At 64.3% G+C, this 1,000-nt stretch carries 2 protein-coding genes; both read left to right on the top strand.

Features of this window, described 5'->3' with window-relative positions:
- Window positions 1-95: 95 nt before the first annotated feature.
- A complete protein-coding gene (locus DYI24_RS27115; protein ID WP_502706390.1) occupies window positions 96-380 on the top strand; it encodes a phage GP46 family protein in 285 nt (94 codons plus the stop codon).
- Window positions 380-1,000 (top strand): baseplate J/gp47 family protein (locus DYI24_RS27120; RefSeq protein WP_205523719.1); only part of this gene is annotated, 621 nt, incomplete at its 3' end. The genes DYI24_RS27115 and DYI24_RS27120, both read left to right, overlap by 1 nt.

Below are 1,000 nucleotides of genomic sequence, written 5' to 3' on the forward strand. Positions count from 1 at the left end.
ACACGGTCTAATTCGTCGGCAGCGTCAGATGTGTATAAGAGACAGGCGATGGCGTCGATGTTCGAGCCGATCTTCACGAGACCGAGCTCGGTTCGCTGCTGTGGGTGTTCGAGCGCGCGCCGCTGACCGAGGAGATCCGACAGTGGGTGGAACGTCTCGCGCTCGAGGCGTTGCAACCGCTGATCGACCAAGGGGCTGCAGCGAAGATCGAAGCCCAGGCGGTGGCGCAGTTTGCGATCAACCGCTGCGATCTCGCGGTTCAGATCTATGGCCGCGACGGCGCGCGGATCTATGACCAGCGATTCGAGGATATCTGGCGGCAGTCTGTGACGTCGCCAGCGTCGCCGGATTTCAATCATCTGCCCAGTGGGATTGCCTGATGTCGTTCTACATCCAGAGCCTGCGCGAGCTGGTGGAGAAGGCGCGCGCGGCCTATCGCGCCAACTTGAAGGGCTCCGACGCCTCGATCTGGCCGAACAATGTCTATGCCTCGGCCAAGGTGATCGGCGGCATGACGTCCGAGGCGATGGGGTTCCTGTCCTACATTTCGCGGCAGAAGTTCGCCCACACCGCGCCGGATCTCGACAGCCTGCTGCTGCATGGCGCTGAATTTGGGTTGCCGATCAAATCCGCGCAGCCGGCCGGCCCCGGCAAGGTGGTTGCGACCACGGCCGCTGCGATCTCGATCGAAGCTGGGGCGCAGTTCGCGCGTAGCGATGGGGTGATCTATCTGGCTACGGCGGGCGGATCGTTGACCGGCGCCGGCGAACTGTCATTCGATGTGATCGCGGCAGCCGACGGCAAAGCCGGCAACGCCGAGGCGGGGACGCCGCTTGCGGTTGTTTCCGGCGTCACGTGGACAGGAGACACCGCGCCGACATTCGCGGTCGGTGCCGACGGGATCACACTCGGCCTCGACCAGGAAGACATCGAAGACTACCGGGCCCGCATCCTGTTCCGAAAGCGTAACCCGCCGCACGGCGGGTCGCCGGCCGACTAC

Source organism: Rhodopseudomonas sp. BR0C11 (genome assembly GCF_010820945.1).
GTDB classification, from domain to species: domain Bacteria; phylum Pseudomonadota; class Alphaproteobacteria; order Rhizobiales; family Xanthobacteraceae; genus Rhodopseudomonas; species Rhodopseudomonas palustris_H.